This window comes from Pseudonocardia autotrophica (genome assembly GCF_003945385.1).
GTDB lineage: Bacteria > Actinomycetota > Actinomycetes > Mycobacteriales > Pseudonocardiaceae > Pseudonocardia > Pseudonocardia autotrophica.
This window is the reverse complement of record NZ_AP018920.1, coordinates 5,118,758-5,133,215: the sequence shown is the minus strand read 5'-3', so window position 1 is coordinate 5,133,215 and position 14,458 is coordinate 5,118,758. Positions and strand designations below refer to the sequence as shown.

At 71.9% G+C, this 14,458-nt stretch carries 13 protein-coding genes and 1 pseudogene; 13 read left to right on the top strand and 1 reads right to left on the bottom strand.

The window, feature by feature from the left end; all coding sequences use genetic code 11:
- Nucleotides 1-135 precede the first annotated feature (135 nt).
- From Pdca_RS23965 to Pdca_RS23945, 6 genes are all read left to right on the top strand, one after another.
- Nucleotides 136-738, top strand: a complete 603-nt coding sequence (locus tag Pdca_RS23965) for an ATP-dependent Clp protease proteolytic subunit (RefSeq protein ID WP_085913252.1) — start codon at nt 136-138, stop codon at nt 736-738.
- A gap of 32 nt (nt 739-770) precedes the next feature.
- Nucleotides 771-1,430, top strand: a complete 660-nt coding sequence (locus tag Pdca_RS23960) for an ATP-dependent Clp protease proteolytic subunit (protein WP_085913253.1) — start codon at nt 771-773, stop codon at nt 1,428-1,430.
- Between the two features lie 239 nt (nt 1,431-1,669).
- Entirely contained in the window at nt 1,670-2,962 is a 1,293-nt protein-coding gene (gene clpX, locus Pdca_RS23955; protein ID WP_085913190.1) for an ATP-dependent Clp protease ATP-binding subunit ClpX, read from the top strand.
- 155 nt (nt 2,963-3,117) lie between these two features.
- Nucleotides 3,118-4,515, top strand: coding sequence for an OFA family MFS transporter (locus Pdca_RS23950; protein WP_085913191.1), 1,398 nt, complete (start codon nt 3,118-3,120; stop codon nt 4,513-4,515).
- Nucleotides 4,512-4,655, top strand: coding sequence for an MFS transporter small subunit (locus Pdca_RS35745; RefSeq protein WP_085913192.1), 144 nt, complete (start codon nt 4,512-4,514; stop codon nt 4,653-4,655). The genes Pdca_RS23950 and Pdca_RS35745 overlap by 4 nt, the downstream gene beginning before the upstream one ends.
- Before the next feature lie 80 nt (nt 4,656-4,735).
- Complete coding sequence (locus tag Pdca_RS23945) at nt 4,736-6,298, top strand: alkaline phosphatase D family protein (protein WP_085913193.1); 1,563 nt, start codon at nt 4,736-4,738, stop codon at nt 6,296-6,298.
- A 172-nt stretch (nt 6,299-6,470) separates the two neighbouring features.
- Here the strand turns inward: Pdca_RS23945 and Pdca_RS23940 are convergent, their stop codons facing one another.
- Complete coding sequence (locus Pdca_RS23940; RefSeq protein WP_085913194.1) at nt 6,471-6,899, bottom strand: PPOX class F420-dependent oxidoreductase; 429 nt, start codon at nt 6,897-6,899, stop codon at nt 6,471-6,473.
- A 317-nt stretch (nt 6,900-7,216) separates the two neighbouring features.
- Between Pdca_RS23940 and Pdca_RS35740 the strand changes: the two genes are divergently transcribed.
- From Pdca_RS35740 to Pdca_RS23910, 7 genes and pseudogenes are all read left to right on the top strand, one after another.
- On the top strand, nt 7,217-7,372 hold the full coding sequence (locus Pdca_RS35740) for a hypothetical protein (RefSeq protein ID WP_158092176.1): 156 nt from the start codon (nt 7,217-7,219) through the stop codon (nt 7,370-7,372).
- Nucleotides 7,369-7,905, top strand: a complete 537-nt coding sequence (locus tag Pdca_RS23935; protein WP_085913195.1) for a hypothetical protein — start codon at nt 7,369-7,371, stop codon at nt 7,903-7,905. Before Pdca_RS35740 ends, Pdca_RS23935 begins: the two co-directional genes overlap by 4 nt.
- Before the next feature lie 64 nt (nt 7,906-7,969).
- Nucleotides 7,970-9,316, top strand: a complete 1,347-nt coding sequence (locus Pdca_RS23930) for an acetamidase/formamidase family protein (protein WP_085913196.1) — start codon at nt 7,970-7,972, stop codon at nt 9,314-9,316.
- A gap of 76 nt (nt 9,317-9,392) precedes the next feature.
- Nucleotides 9,393-12,035, top strand: coding sequence for a valine--tRNA ligase (locus tag Pdca_RS23925; protein WP_085913197.1), 2,643 nt, complete (start codon nt 9,393-9,395; stop codon nt 12,033-12,035).
- A 4-nt stretch (nt 12,036-12,039) separates the two neighbouring features.
- On the top strand, nt 12,040-13,821 hold the full coding sequence (locus tag Pdca_RS23920) for a bifunctional folylpolyglutamate synthase/dihydrofolate synthase (RefSeq protein WP_085913198.1): 1,782 nt from the start codon (nt 12,040-12,042) through the stop codon (nt 13,819-13,821).
- Complete coding sequence (locus Pdca_RS23915; protein WP_307724062.1) at nt 13,818-14,228, top strand: DUF4233 domain-containing protein; 411 nt, start codon at nt 13,818-13,820, stop codon at nt 14,226-14,228. The genes Pdca_RS23920 and Pdca_RS23915 overlap by 4 nt, the downstream gene beginning before the upstream one ends.
- Before the next feature lie 10 nt (nt 14,229-14,238).
- A pseudogene (locus Pdca_RS23910) lies at nt 14,239-14,454 on the top strand (type II toxin-antitoxin system death-on-curing family toxin); the annotation flags it as partial.
- Between the last annotated feature and the right edge of the window lie 4 nt (nt 14,455-14,458).

Below are 14,458 nucleotides of genomic sequence, written 5' to 3'. Positions count from 1 at the left end.
AACGAGAGCGATCCAGAGGAAGACTTTCTCCGATCCGGCCGGCGTCCCGCGCAGGCCGGACGAGACTTCGGAAAGCAGGGTGAAGTGAGCCAGCAGGACACCGGCCCGCTCCAGGGCCGCGGTACCGGGTCGCAGATGCGGTCCGGAATCAGCGCCATGTCGCTGTCCGACTCGGTGTACGAGCGGCTGCTGCAGCAGCGGATCATCGTGCTCGGTCAGCAGGTCGACGCGGAGATCTCGAACCGGATCGCGGCGCAGATGCTGCTGCTCGCGGCCGAGGACCCCGACAAGGACATCGAGCTCTACATCAACTCCCCGGGTGGATCGGTCACCGACGGCATGGCCGTCTTCGACACGATGAACCTGGTCCCGTGCGACGTGTCGACCACGGTGATGGGTATGGCCGCGTCGATGGGGCAGTTCCTGCTCTCCGCGGGAGCCCCCGGCAAGCGCTTCGCGCTGCCGCACGCGCGGATCATGATGCACCAGCCCTCGGCGGGCGTCGGCGGCACCGAAGCCGACATCACGATCCAGGCCGAGCAGTTCCGCCGCACCAAGAAGGAGATGGCGGAGCTGATCGCCCAGCACACCGGCCAGACCGTCGAGACCATCGAGCGGGACTCCGACCGGGACCGCTGGTTCTCGGCGCAGGAGGCCCTCGAGTACGGCTTCGTCGATCATGTCGTGACCCACGCCGGCCGGGCGCCGGGCGCGGGATCGCAGAACGGGAGCGCCTGATGAGCACCTTCGATCCGCGCCACCCCGAGTCGATGGCCGACCTGCGCGGACCCGGCGGTTACGCGCCGGACCCGGCCCGTGCCCGGTACGTGCTGCCGTCCTACGTGGAGCGCACCAGCTACGGGGTCAAGGAGTCGAACCCGTACAACAAGCTCTTCGAGGAGCGCATCATCTTCCTCGGTGAGCAGATCAACGACACCTCGGCGAACGACACCATGGCGCAGTTGCTGGTGCTCGAGTCGCTGGACCCGGACCGCGAGATCTCGCTGTACATCAACTCGCCGGGCGGGTCCTTCACGTCGCTGATGGCGATCTACGACACGATGCAGTTCATCCGCCCGGACATCCAGACGGTCTGCCTCGGGCAGGCGGCGTCGGCGGCGGCCGTGCTGCTGTGCGCCGGCACCCCGGGGCGCCGGATGGCGGTCGAGAACGCCCGCATCCTGATCCACCAGCCGGCCACCCAGGGCGTCTACGGCCAGGTGTCGGACCTGGAGATCCAGGCGACCGAGATCTCCCGCATCCGTAAGCGGATGGAGGAGGTCATCGCGCGGCACTCGAACCGCACTGCCGAGCAGGTGCGCGAGGACATCGACCGGGACAAGATCCTGACGGCCGAGGAGGCCAAGGACTACGGCCTGGTCGACGAGATCGTGCAGAGCAGGAAGCTGTCCGCCACCAGCGGCAGGTAAGCGATATCCGGTCATCGGTGGCGGCCGCGCCACCGGTGACCGCCCGCCGACCCGCCGCCGAATCGGACTCCTCGGGAGTCCCCGGCGGCGGGTCCGGGCAGGTACCGTCTCTTCCGGAGACCTCGACGTGGCTTCGGGGGCCTGCGGAAAGAAGTCGGAGCCACGCCGCGTCGGTCGAGCTCCGGCTCGTCGGACGGGCAGACGCGAGAACGCCGGACCAGGACTGGGGATCGACACCTATGGCACGCATCGGCGACGGCGGGGACCTGCTGAAGTGCTCGTTCTGCGGGAAGAGCCAGAAGCAGGTCAAGAAGCTCATCGCCGGCCCCGGCGTCTACATCTGCGACGAGTGCATCGATCTCTGCAACGAGATCATCGAGGAAGAGCTGGCCGAGGCCGGTGAGGTGAAGCTCGACGAGCTTCCCAAACCCGCCGAGATCCATGAGTTCCTGGACCAGTACGTCGTCGGTCAGTCCGTCACCAAGCGCACGCTCTCGGTGGCGGTCTACAACCACTACAAGCGCATCCAGGCCGGTGAGCGGAACCGCGCGAGCGGTGGCGACGGCGGCGACGGCATCGAGATCGCCAAGTCGAACATCCTGATGCTCGGCCCCACCGGCTGCGGCAAGACCTACCTCGCGCAGACCCTGGCCAAGCTGCTGAACGTCCCGTTCGCCATCGCCGACGCGACGGCACTCACCGAGGCCGGCTACGTCGGTGAGGATGTCGAGAACATCCTGCTGAAGCTGATCCAGGCCGCGGACTACGACGTGAAGCGGGCCGAGACCGGGATCATCTACATCGACGAGGTCGACAAGATCGCCCGCAAGTCGGAGAACCCGTCGATCACCCGGGACGTCTCCGGCGAGGGTGTCCAGCAGGCGCTGCTGAAGATCCTGGAGGGGACCACCGCGAGCGTCCCGCCGCAGGGCGGCCGCAAGCACCCGCACCAGGAGTTCATCCAGATCGACACTACGAACGTCCTGTTCATCGTGGCCGGTGCGTTCGCCGGGCTGGAGCGGATCATCGGTGAGCGGGTCGGCCAGTCCGGCATCGGCTTCGGCGCGGACATCCGCTCGAAGAAGGACATGGACTCCGCGGAGCGGTTCGCCGAGACCCTCCCCGAGGACCTGATCCGGTTCGGCCTGATCCCCGAGTTCATCGGGCGGCTGCCGATCGTCGCCTCGGTGACATCGCTCGACAAGGACGCCCTGGTCAAGATCCTGACCGAGCCGCGCAACGCGCTGGTGAAGCAGTACCGCAAGCTGTTCGAGATGGACGGTGTGGAGCTCGACTTCGCCGAGGACGCTCTCGATGCGGTGGCCGACCAGGCGATCCTGCGCGGTACCGGCGCCCGTGGCCTGCGGGCGATCATGGAGGAGGTGCTTCTCCCGGTGATGTACGACATCCCGAGCCGGGACGACGTCGCCAAGGTCGTGGTCACCGCGGAGACCGTCAAGGAGAACGTCAACCCGACGATCGTCCCGCGGACGCAGTCCCCACGCCGGGAGCGCCGCGACCGTTCTGCCTGAGTACGTACGTCCGGTATCGACGACGCCGGTCCCACCCTGTGGTGGGGCCGGCGTCGTCGTGTGTGCGACGGGTGATCAGATCGACGTCTACTCCGGTTGCTCTACTCCGAACGGCTACTTAGCGTTGCGCTATCAACGAGCTTGAAGGAGGGCCGATGACGGCCGGGTTTCTGACGAGGGAGCGCATCGTCGCACCGCCGGGATGGAGCCGCTGGCTCGTTCCGCCGGCCGCGCTGTCCATCCATCTGGCGATCGGCCAGGCGTACGCGTGGAGTGCGTTCAAGGCGCCGCTGGAGAGCGGGCTGGACATCTCGGGTGTCGCGAGCGCGCTGCCGTTCACGCTCGCGATCATCATGCTCGGGCTGTCGTCCGCACTGTTCGGTACCAAGGTCGACGCGAACGGTCCGCGCTGGGCGATGGTCGTCGCGACGACGTGCTTCGTGTCCGGGTTCATGATCTCCGGGATCGGGTTGCACCTGGGCTGGTTCTGGCTGGTGGTGCTGGGTTACGGCTTCGTCGGCGGGATCGGGCTCGGGGTCGGCTACATCTCCCCGGTGTCCACGCTGATCAAGTGGTTCCCGGACCGGCCGGGGCTGGCGACCGGCCTGGCCATCATGGGATTCGGCGGTGGCGCGCTCATCGCATCGCCACTGACCGCGTCGTTGCTGTCCACGTTCGGGGCCAGCGGTGACACGCCGTCGGTGCCGGGGATCGGCAACACCTTCCTGGCGATGGGCGCCATCTATCTGGTGTTCATGTCGGTGGGCTGGCTGCTCATCCGGGTGCCCGCCGAGGGCTGGGCGCCGGCCGGCTGGACGCCGAGCCAGGCGAAGAAGTCGGGGATGATCTCGGCCGGTCAGGTGTCGGCCCGCAACGCGCTGCGGACACCGCAGTTCTGGCTGCTCTGGGTGGTCCTCTGCTTCAACGTGACGGCCGGCATCGGCATCCTGGAGCGGGCCAACCCGATCTTCCAGGACTTCTTCGCGGAGACCGGCACGGCCGAGACACTGGCCGCCGCGGCCGTCGGGTTCGTCTCGATCCTGTCGTTGGCGAACTCGCTGGGCCGGATCGCCTGGTCGTCGCTGTCCGACGTGCTGGGCCGCAAGAACATGTACCGCATCTACCTGGGTGTCGGTGCGCTGCTGTATCTGCTGATCACGCTCGTCCCGAACCAGAGCAGGGCGTTGTTCCTGGTCGCGTCGGTGCTGATCCTGTCGTTCTACGGCGCCGGGTTCGCCACCGTCCCGGCATACCTGCGGGATCTGTTCGGCACCTACCAGGTCGGCGCGATCCACGGCCGGCTGCTGACGGCCTGGTCGACGGCCGGTGTGCTCGGGCCACTGATCGTGAACGCGATCGCCGACGCCCGGATCGACGCCGGGGTCGAGGGCCCTGGCCGCTACACCACGGCGTTCGCGATCATGATCGTGCTGCTCGTGATCGCCTTCGTCTGCAACGAGCTGATCAAGCCGGTGGACGCGAAGCACCACGAGCCGGAGCCGGACGCACCGGCCGACCGTGCCGCCGCCGAGTCGAAGGGAGCGCAGTCGTGAGCACACCGGAGATCACCGGGGCCGCCGCGTGGGGGCCGATGCAGTGGGTCGGCGCCGTGCTGGCGTGGATCTGGGTCGGGGTGCCGTTCGCCTACGGCCTCTACCAGCTGGTGCTGAAGATCCCCGCCCTGTTCGGCTGACGAGCCGGGCGCCCGACGTTCATCCGGTCGTCAGCCGGACGGGGGTACGCGGTCATCCGGACGGGTGAGCATCAGCGGTCGTGGTCTCCGAACGACAGCTCCTCAACCGCCGCGCCCTGCTGCGCACCGCGGTCGCCGGCGGTATCGCCGGCGCCGCGGCGCTCGGGCTCCCCGCCACCGCCTCCGCCGGACCGGGCCTGATCCGGGCGGGCCGACCCGTCCTCACCCACGGGGTGCAGGCCGGGGACGTGCTGCCCGGCTCGGGCCTGGTGTGGACCCGCGCCGACCGGCCGTCCCGGATGGTGGTCGAGGTCGCCGACAACCCGGAGTTCCGGGCGGCCCGCCGGATACCCGGCCCGGTGCTGACCCCGGACACCGATCTGACCGGCAAACTCCGGGTGCCGGCCGGGCACGGCCGCGTGCACTACCGCGTCGTCGCCGAGGACCTCGACGGCGGCAGCACGAGCGAGCCGCTGACCGGGTCGTTCCGGGCGCTGCCCGGACCGGGCGAGCCGGTGCGGATCCAGTGGTCCGGCGACGTCGTCGGGCAGGGCTGGGGCATCGACCGCGACCTCGGCGGTATGACGATCTTCTCTGCGATGGCCGACCGCGAGCCCGACCTGTTCCTGCACTGCGGGGACACCGTCTACGCCGACGGCCCGCTGGAGGAGACGGTCGCACTGCCCGACGGCCGGGTCTGGCGCAACGAGACGACCCCGGAGAAGGCCAAGGTCGCCGAGAGCCTGGCCGAGTTCCGCGGCCAGTTCGCCTACAACCTGCTCGACGACCACCTGCGCCGTTACACCGCATCGGTCGCCCAGATCAACCAGTGGGACGACCACGAGGTCACCAACAACTGGTACCCCGGCGAGATCCTCACCGGCGAGGTGGGGGAGCAGTACGTCAACGAGAAGCGGGTCGACGTGCTCGCCGCCCGCGGGTTCCAGGCGTTCCACGAGTGGGTGCCGCTGGACCCGCGGACCGCCGTCGACGGCCGGGTGTACCGGAAGCTGTCGTTCGGCCCGCACGTCGAGGTGTTCGTGCTGGACATGCGCAGCTACCGCGGCCCGAACACCGTCAACACCGGTGCCGACGAGCGGATCCTCGGTGAGAAGCAGGCGCGCTGGCTGGTCGAGTCGCTGGCGTCGTCCCGGGCCACCTGGAAGATCGTCCAGTCGGACATGCCGATCGGCGTGCAGGTCCCGGACGGCGACACCGCCTGGGAGGCCGTGGCCAACGGCGAGCCCGGCCCACCGAGCGGGCGGGAGTCCGAGATCGCCGGCGTGCTGACCGCGATCGCCCGCAAGGGGGTACGCAACGTCGTCTGGGTGACCGCGGACGTGCACTACACCGCCGCCCACCACTACTCGCCGGACCGGGCCGCGTTCGACGACTTCGACCCGTTCTGGGAGTTCGTGTCCGGGCCGTTGCACGCCGGGGCGTTCGGGCCGAACGAGCTGGACCCGACGTTCGGTCCGCGTGCGGAGTTCGTCCGCGGCCCGGCCCGGGACGGCGCGTCACCGCTGGAGGGCTTCCAGCACTTCGGCGAGCTGGACGTGGCGGGCGACGGCTCCTCCCTGACGGTGCACCTGCGCGACCAGACCGGCGCCTCGCTCTGGAGTCGCACACTGCACCCGGCCTGACGGCACACCCGCCGCCCTCGCCGCACACCCGCCGGCCCCGCGGCTCGCCGGCTAGCGTTGCGCCGCGCTCGCCGGCCCCGCGCCACGCCGACTGGCCCGCCGCACACCCCTTCGCCCCGCCGCACACCTGCTGCAACGGGTGTGCCGCGGGGCGAAGGGGTGTGCGGTGAGGTCAGGCGGTCGCGTCGAGCGAGGCGATGACCTTCGTGGGCCGGATACGGACGACCAGCTCGCCGGGCACCCCGTTGCGCCGGCCGAACTCCTCGGCCCGGTCCGCACCCATGTACCGGCCGCCCAGCGCGGTCGCGATGCGCAGCAGTTCGTCGGGATCGTCGCTGATCTCGGCGATGCCCTGGACCTGCACGAACGCGTACGGCGGCGCCGCGAGGTCCGCGCTGAGCACCACCCGGGGATCGCGGACGAGCGCCCGCCCCTTCGCGGTGCCCGCCCCGGTGTTGAACACGAGCACGCCGTCCTCCGCCAGGAACCAGACCGGGGCGACGAGGGGACGGCCGTCCTTCCCCGTCCAGCCGAGCATTCCGGTGCGGGTGCCCTCGTTGAGGAACGCGACGACCTCGGGGGACAGCGTGGTCTCACTCATCGCGCGAGGCTAGCCCGGTGCCGGTGCGACCGCCCGGGGTGGCAGCCGGTCGTGGCTCGCCGGGCGGTCGGCGCCACCCCGGGACCGTCCGCCCGGCCTCGATGCCGGTCCCGGCCGCCCGGATCGCGCCCGGCCTCGACCGATCTCGCCCCGCCCCGCCTGCCCCGCCCCGCCTGCGCCGCTCCACCCCGCCTGCGCTGCTCCGCCCGCCCGCCCGCTCCGCCCCGCCGGGCCGGGCCGGGCCGATTGTCCGTGCGCTCCCGGTCCGCCTGCGCTCTCCCGACGCGTGCCGGCACGCACGGACTAGGGTCGCCCGCATGCCCTACGAGGTGCGAAGCGCGGTGTGGCGGGCCGCGCTGCGTCCCGCCGGCGGCGCGCCGGGGATCCACGACCCGGCCGAGCCCGTGCTGCCCGGCCGGGCCCGGGTGCGCAGACCGACCGCCGAGCCGCTGCCTGCCCGGTCGGCGCGATGAGCACCCCCGAGCCCGGGCCGGACGGCTCGGTGGGCGCGCTGCGGGCGGGGACCGTGCTGGGCCGCCAGGTCGACGGCGTCTCGTGCGGGCCGTCGGTGCTCGTGATGACGGCCGCGCTCACCGGATCCGGATGGCCCGGCGCGGTCGGCGCCCGGTTCGGGGCCGCGCAGCGACTGGCACACCGGCAGGCGAACCGGCTGTGGCCGCGGGCGCTGGGCACGACGCCGTGGGGGATGCGGGCCTGGCTGCACCGGCACGCGCCGGCCGCGGGGCGGTTCCGGGTCCGCCCGGCCACCCGGGCGGTGCTGCGCCGGGTCGCCGACGCCGGGCAGCCGGTACCGGTGCTCGTCGGTTCGCCCCGGCTGCCGCGGCACTGGGTGCTGGTGGTCGGCGCCGGGTCGGACGGCCGGTGGCGGGCCTACGAGCCGTCGTCCGGGCAGGTGCGGACGGTCGATCCGGACTCGTTCCGGGACGGGTCGGCGGTGCGCTCGACCGGGTGGCCGAGAGCATGGGCGGTCCTTCTGCCGGCGTAGCGCCGTAACGCGGTGTGCTCCGACGGTGATCCGGACGTAACGGGAACGAGTGAAGGTTCCTGACATGTCCGATTCCCGCTCCCCGCTGTTCGCCCTCGGCCGTCGTGACCTGTTCCGGGCGGCCGCGGCCGTCACCGCCACCGGCGGGCTGCTCGGCTGCTCGGGCGGCGGCGCGGTGCTCCCCGCGGCCGCACGCGGCGTGCTGCTCGACGGCCCGCTGCAGCCCGGTACCGGCGACATCCCCGGCGACCACTACCTCGGCTCCGACCCGGACGCCGTGCGCTGGGGCTACGTCCCCGCGATCGGCGCCGAGCCGGTGCTGACCGTGCGCTCCGGGCAGACGGTCACCATCGACACGGTCTCGCACGAGGGGATCCTGGAGGACCAGGGGCGCGACCCGGTGGCCTGGTTCGCCCGGCACGGGGTGGCCGCCGACGGGGTGCTGAGCGATGCGATCGCGATCGCCCGCGACTACCGGCGCACCCCGCGCGACTTCGACACCGACGGCCCGCACGTGATCACCGGGCCGATCTTCGTCGAGGGTGCCCGGCCGGGCGACGTGCTGAAGATCGAGACCCTGTCCGCGGTCCCCCGGGTGCCCTACGGCGTGATCTCCAGCCGGCACGGCAAGGGGGCGCTGGCCCGCACCCGCGACGGTGGCGCCCCGGACGGCATCACCCTGGACGAGATCATGCCGCCGGTCGCGACCGACGGCCGGGACACCGGGGACCCGCAGCGCCAGGGCAACGTCTCGCTGTTCACCGCGGTCCGGCCGGGTGACGACGGCCTGCCGCAGGGCGTGCTGCCCTACGGCGACGGGCAGGAGGTGGCGTTCGGGCTGCGCCCGTTCATGGGCACGATGGGCGTCGCGCACGCGGCCGCCGGCTCGGAGACCGCCCCGGAGCTCAACTCGATCCCGCCGACGCTGGGCGGCGGCAACATCGACATCCGGCTGCTCGGCCCGGACTCGGCGTTCTACCTGCCGGTCCGATCCGAGGGTGCGCTGTTCTACGTGGGTGACCCGCACCTGGCGATGGGTGACGGGGAGGTGGCTCTGACCGCGTTGGAGGGCTCGCTGCGGGCCACCTTCCGGCTGACGGTCTGCCGGCCGGGGGAGGGGACCGCGCCGTCGCCCGCGTTCGGCTATCCGTTCGGTGAGACGCCCGACGCCTGGGTGCCGATCGGGCTGTCCGACCCGGACGGGGTGATCGGGGGCCAGGAGACCGACCTCGGGGTGGCGATGCGCCGGGCCGTGGTCAACGCGCTGGACTTCCTGGAGGTCGACCGGGGGATGGACCGGGCGACCGCCTACGCCTACCTGTCGGCGGCGGCGGACTTCGCGGTCTCCCAGGTGGTGGACCGCACCGTCGGCATCCACGGCGTCATCCCCAAGGCGCACTTCGGCAGCTGAGCGGAGCTCGCGGAGCGCGCATCCATACCGAACCCCGGGCCGGAATCCTGTCGGTGGTGGCTCGTAGACTTGACATGTGACCGAGACCCTGCCAGCGCGTACCGCCGAACTGCCCGCCAAGTGGACCCCCGGCGAGGTAGAGGGCGACATGTACCGCCGCTGGGTCGAGCGCGGCTACTTCCGGGCCGACCCGGCGTCGGGCAAGCCGGCCTTCAGCATCGTCATCCCGCCGCCGAACGTCACCGGCAGCCTGCACCTGGGCCACGCGATGGACCACACGCTGATCGACGTGCTCACCCGGCGCCGCCGGATGCAGGGTCACGACGCGCTGTGGCTGCCCGGGATGGACCACGCCGGCATCGCGACCCAGTCCGTCGTCGAGCGGCGGATGGCGGCCGCGGGCGAGCCCGACCGGCACGCGATCGGCCGGGAGGCCTTCGTCGAGAAGGTCTGGGAGTGGAAGGCCGAGTCCGGCGGCTCGATCCTGGGCCAGATGGAGCGCCTGGGCGACGGCGTCGACTGGTCCCGCGAGCGCTTCACGCTCGACGACGGGCTGTCCCGCGCGGTCGCCACCGTGTTCAAGAAGATGTTCGACGACGGGCTGATCTACCGGGCCGAGCGCCTGGTGAACTGGTCCCCGGCGCTGCGGTCGGCGATCTCGGACATCGAGGTCGACCACGCCGAGGTCGAGGGCGAGCTGGTCTCCATGCGCTACGGCGACGGCGACGCCTCGGTCGTCGTCGCCACCACCCGGGTCGAGACGATGCTGGGCGACACCGCGGTCGCCGTGCACCCCGACGACGAGCGCTACCGGCACCTGGTCGGCACCGAGATCGAGATGCCGATCACCGGGCGGCGGATCCCGGTGATCGCCGACGACTACGTCGACCCGGAGTTCGGCTCCGGCGCCGTGAAGATCACCCCGGCACACGACCCGAACGACTTCGAGGTCGGCCGCCGGCACGACCTGCCGATGCCGACGATCATGGACGAGACCGGCACGATCGCCGGATCGGGCACCCGCTTCGACGGCATGGACCGCTTCGAGGCCCGGCGCGAGATCCGGGCCGAGCTCGCCGCCGAGGGCCGGATCGTCGCCGAGAAGCGTCCCTACCTGCACTCGGTCGGGCACTGCTCGCGCACCGGGGTGCCGATCGAGCCCCGGCTGAGCCTGCAGTGGTTCGTCAAGGTCGAGCCGCTGGCGAAGGCCGCCGGCGACGCCGTCCGCTCCGGGGCGACCACGCTGCACCCGAAGGAGCAGGAGCGCCGCTTCTTCGACTGGGTCGACAACATGCACGACTGGACGATCAGCCGTCAGCTGTGGTGGGGCCACCGGATCCCGGTCTGGTACGGCCCGGCGGGCGAGATCGTCTGCGTCGGGCCGGACGAGCAGCCCCCGACCGGCGAGGGCTGGCGGCAGGACTCCGACGTCCTGGACACCTGGTTCTCCTCCGGGCTGTGGCCGTTCTCCACGCTCGGCTGGCCGGACGAGACCCCGGACCTGGCCGCGTACTACCCGAACTCGGTGCTGGTCACCGGCTACGACATCCTGTTCTTCTGGGTCGTCCGGATGATGATGTTCGGCACGTACGCGATGGGGCAGACCCCGTTCCGGGACGTCTACCTGCACGGGCTCATCCGCGACGAGCACGGCAAGAAGATGTCGAAGTCCAAGGGCAACGTGATCGACCCGCTGGCCCTGATCGACGACTACGGCGCCGACGCGCTGCGGTTCACCATCGCCCGCGGCTCCAACCCGGGCACCGACATGTCGCTGTCGTCGGAGTGGGTCGCCGGGTCCCGGAACTTCACCACCAAGCTGTGGAACATCACCCGGTTCGCACTCGCGAAGGGGGTCACGGCAGCCGATGCCTCGGCCCTTCCGGCGGAGACGGACCGCACCGACGCCGACCGGTGGATCCTCGGCCGGCTCGCCGAGGTCCGGCAGCAGACCGACGAGCTGCTCGACTCCTACCAGTTCGCGAAGGCGACCGAGGGGCTCTACCACTTCGCGTGGGACGAGCTGGCCGACTGGTACGTGGAGCTGTGCAAGACCCAGCTCGACGACCCGGCCACCGAGCCGGGCACCCGCGCGGTGCTCGGCCACGTGCTCGACGCGCTGCTGCGGATGCTGCACCCGATCGCGCCGTTCGTCACCGAGGCGCTGTGGACCGCGCTCACCGGCCGGGAGACGGTCGTGACGGCCGCCTGGCCGACCGGCGCGGACACCGGCGCACCGGTCGACCGGGCCGCGTTCGCCCGGGTCGCCGACGTCCAGAAGGTGATCACCGAGATCCGCCGTTTCCGGACCGAGCAGGGCCTGCCGGACCGCAGGTCGGTCGCGGCCCGGCTGGTCGGGCTGTCCGACGCGGGGCTCGCCGCGCACGAGCGGGCGGTCCGGTTCCTGAACCGGCTCGACGTCGCGGGCCCGGAGTTCTCCGCGTCGGCGACGTTCGAGGTCACGACCTCCGGCGGCCCGGTCACCGTCGAGCTGGACACCTCCGGCGCGATCGACGTCGCCGCGGAGCGGTCCCGGCTGGGTAAGGACCTGGCCGTCGCCGAGAAGGAACGCGACCAGGCGGAGAAGAAGCTGAACAACCCGAAGTTCACCGAGAAGGCCCCGGCCGAGGTGGTCGACGGGATCCGCGAGCGGCACTCCGCCGCGCTGGCGGACATCGAGCGGATCGCGGCGCGGCTGGCCGCGCTGCCGGAGGCCTGAGCACGTGGCACCACAGGACGACCGGTTCGAATACGACCAGTTCGACGAGGAGGACTCGCCGACCTACGGCGGGGACCGCTGGGCCGAGGGCGGCTTCGGCCGGGATGAAGCCGATCCCGAGGCGGACCCCGCCGGCCGGGCCGGCGCGGACGACTCCGATTCCGACACCGAGGACTCCGACACCGGTGACGCCGACTCCGACACCGGTGACGCCGACTCCGACACCGGTGACGCCGACTCCGACTCCGGTGACGCCGACAGCAACACCGAGTCCGGCGGATCCGCCCCGGAGGACGGCGACCGGTCCGTTGCGGCCGGCCGTGCGGCGGCCGCCGAGGCACCGGAGAAGGACGCTCAGGAGGCCGTGATCGCGGCCGTGCTGCAGGAGATCCGCGGCGGCGACAACCCCGACGTGGTGCCCGCCCAGTCCACCGTCGCCGGCTACGCGGAGTTCCTCGCGGTCGACGCGGTGCTGGACCGGCGCTGGCCGGAGTCGGTCATGGAGCCGTCGCTGGACCGGATGCAGGCCCTGTGCGACGCGCTCGGCGAGCCGCAGCGCGGCTACCCGGTGGTGCATCTGACCGGCACGAACGGCAAGACGTCGACGTCCCGGATGATCGACGCCCTGCTCACCGAGATCGGCCTGCGGACGGGCCGCTACACGAGCCCGCACCTGCAGCGGGCCACCGAGCGGATCAACCTCGACAACCGGCCGGTCAGCCCGGAGCGCTACGTCGAGGCCTACCGCGAGGTGGAGCCGGTGGTCGAGCTGCTCGATGCCAAGCGGGGCGACGAACCGCAGCTGAGCAAGTTCGAGGTACTCACCGCGATGGCGTTCGCGACGTTCTCCGACGCCCCGGTCGAGGCCGCGGTGATCGAGGTCGGGCTCGGCGGCCGCTGGGACGCCACCAACGTCGCCGATGCGCACGTGGCGGTCGTGCTGCCCATCGGCGTCGATCACGCCGAGTACCTGGGCGACGACATCGTGGGGATCGCCCGGGAGAAGGCCGGGATCATCAAGCCCGGCTCGGTCGCGGTGCTCGCGGCGCAGGACAAGCAGGTCGCCGAGGTGCTGATCGAGCGCTGCGCCGAGGTCGGCGCGCAGGTCGCCCGGGAGGGGGCCGAGTTCGGGGTCCGCGAGCGGGAGATCGCCGTCGGCGGTCAGCGCCTCGAGCTGCAGGGCCTGTCCGGCCGCTACGACGACGTGTTCATCCCACTGCACGGCGAGCACCAGGCGGCGAACGCGGCCGTCGCGCTGGCCGCCGCCGAGGCGCTGGTGGGGGCAGGCACCGCGCAGCCGCTGGACCCGGACGCGGTCCGCGCCGCGTTCGCCTCGGTGCGCTCCCCGGGCCGGCTGGAGCCGGTGCAGGGCGGGCCGGACGTACCGACCGTGCTGCTCGATGCCGCGCACAACCCGGCCGGCGCCACCGCCCTGGCCAGGGCGCTGACCACGGAGTTCAGGTTCACCCGGCTGGTCGGGGTGATCGGCGTGCTGCAGGGCAAGGACGCGCGCGGCATCCTCGAGGGCCTCGAACCGGTACTGAACGAGGTCGTGGTCACCGGTAACGCGTCGCCGCGTGCGATGAACCCGGACGAGCTGGGCGCGCTGGCCGCGGAGGTGTTCGGCGCCGACCGGGTCAGCGTGGAGCCGTCGCTGCAGCTGGCGATCGACCAGGCGGGTGAGCTCGCCGAGGAAGCGGGCGGATCGGGCGTCGGCGTCGTCGTCACCGGCTCGGTGGTCACGGCGGGCGAGGCCCGCGCCCTGTTCGGCAAGGAGCCCGAGTGAGCGAGATCCCCGGAGTCCCCGAGGGCGTGCGACCGCCGCCCACCGACCCGATGAAGGGCGCCCGCGGCGTGTTCGCGGCGACGCTGATCCTCGAGGCGATCGTGGTGCTGCTGGCGCTGCTGGTGCTGCCGCGGTTCGGCAGCGGGTCCACCGGGCTCGGCATCGGGGTGATCGTCGGTCTGGCGGTCGCGATGATCCTGGCCTCCGGGCTGCAACGCCGGTCGTGGGGGCTGAACGCGGCCCTGGTGCTGCAGGTCCTGCTGGTGATCGCGGCGTTCGTGTTCCTGCCGTCGCTGGCGATCGTCGCGCTCGCCTTCGTGATCGTCTGGGTGATCCTGGTGTGGATGCGCCGGGAGGTGGCCCGGCGGATGGCGGCCGGGACGCTGCCGTCGCAGCAGGAGGGGTAGCAAGGCCGCGGCGCTGCTCCAGAGCGTCTGTACCAACCACGCGCTGGTCGACGGGAACGAGCGGCTGGGGTGGTCGGTGACCGCCGTCTTCCTGGTGCTGAACGGGGAGCGGATCCGCCCCGATCAGGACGCCGTGTTCGATCTGGTGATCGCGGTGTCGGAGGGCGGGCTGCGGGAGCTCGACCTGAACGCGGCGGCCCTGCGTGACCTGACCGACGGTGTGTGACACC

Coding starts and splice junctions, on each gene's coding strand:
- Pdca_RS23960 (WP_085913253.1), top strand. CDS start 771: ATGGCCGACCTGCGCGGACCCGGCGGTTACGCGCCGGACCCGGCCCGT.
- Pdca_RS23940 (WP_085913194.1), bottom strand. CDS start 6,899: ATGAGTGAGACCACGCTGTCCCCCGAGGTCGTCGCGTTCCTCAACGAG.
- Pdca_RS23965 (WP_085913252.1), top strand. CDS start 136: ATGCGGTCCGGAATCAGCGCCATGTCGCTGTCCGACTCGGTGTACGAG.
- Pdca_RS35740 (WP_158092176.1), top strand. CDS start 7,217: ATGCCCTACGAGGTGCGAAGCGCGGTGTGGCGGGCCGCGCTGCGTCCC.
- Pdca_RS23935 (WP_085913195.1), top strand. CDS start 7,369: ATGAGCACCCCCGAGCCCGGGCCGGACGGCTCGGTGGGCGCGCTGCGG.
- Pdca_RS23930 (WP_085913196.1), top strand. CDS start 7,970: ATGTCCGATTCCCGCTCCCCGCTGTTCGCCCTCGGCCGTCGTGACCTG.
- Pdca_RS23950 (WP_085913191.1), top strand. CDS start 3,118: ATGACGGCCGGGTTTCTGACGAGGGAGCGCATCGTCGCACCGCCGGGA.
- clpX (WP_085913190.1), top strand. CDS start 1,670: ATGGCACGCATCGGCGACGGCGGGGACCTGCTGAAGTGCTCGTTCTGC.